The following is a 1194-nucleotide window of genomic DNA, read 5'->3' on the forward strand; positions in this document are numbered from 1 at the left end:
ACCGGCTGTGGTGAGTTTGCTGACGTTACCTGTACCATCATCTACCGCAACGCCTGCGTTGTTCAGTGTGGTATTGCCTGCTTTAACGCTGTCTAGATCTAAATTACGATTTAAACCGTATTTGATGGTGTTGCCATCTTTGCTGACGGTGAGGTTTTTCTCTCCATCCGCTGTCCCTATCTCTAATGTGTCGCCAGCTTTGATCGCTTTACCATTCGCACCATTGCTGGTGACCGTGAAGCCTTGGTCTAATGCACTGATCGCATCACCCACGTTGTTTTTACTCGAACCATTCACGCTATAGGTCGGTGCAGAGACTGTACCTGTTGTTGGATCATAAGTTGAGCCACCACCTAAAGCTGATGCGGTGCTATTACCAACCGTAGATGATGATTTTGTAAGCTGTCCAACATTCACTGCATCTGTATCTGCAACACCAGCAGCAACATTTGTAACTAATTTATTCGCCGCATCTATCCCTGTTGTAGTCACGCTAGGGCCATCTTGAATAGTGAGGCCTGTTGAATTAAGCGTTGTTTTTCCAGTCACATTATTTGTTTTATTATTTCCAGAAATAATAGTGAGAGCATCTGATTTTAAAGTAGCTATTTCAGCATTATCACCCGATTGCTTGATTGCAGCAAAACCAGTCGCAGTATTTGCAGTTCCTTGTACGATGTTGTTACTAGCCTGACTCGTATCTTGCAACTCAATACCTTTTGTCTGGTATTTGGCCGTAAGATTACTAGTCGTATTTGTTAGAGTTGAACCATCAGAGGTAATGCTATTATTTGTATTTGTATTTGTATTTGTATTTGCTATTGTGACTTTATCAGTACCAACTGTTGTCGTATTACTCAAACCATCCGTTATAGTACTACTACTACTTGTTAATGTATTCGAGCCATTTCCACTTGCTATCGTATTACCAGTACTTGTCAAGGTATTAGAATCACCGCTGCTTGTAGCAACAACTCCATTCTTATTAAGAACCGTAGTGGTTGCTCCAGTGCTACTATTATCAGTTGAAGTCACACTGTCTGCGGCAAGATCTTTTGCTGTTTCTACTTTATAATTTGTACTACCATCGCTATTTGTGGTCGGTGTAACAACAGTATTTAGACCACTACTTACTGTAGTTTTCGCTTTTGTTGCCTGATCTTTTAGGCTACTTACTGCACCATCAACTGTACT

At 41.3% G+C, this 1194-nt stretch carries 1 pseudogene; it reads right to left on the bottom strand.

Annotated elements, in window-relative coordinates:
- Positions 1-1194, bottom strand: a pseudogene (locus tag BLS38_RS12810) (hypothetical protein); the annotation flags it as partial.

The organism is Acinetobacter boissieri (assembly GCF_900096955.1).
Classification (GTDB): Bacteria; Pseudomonadota; Gammaproteobacteria; order Pseudomonadales; family Moraxellaceae; genus Acinetobacter; species Acinetobacter boissieri.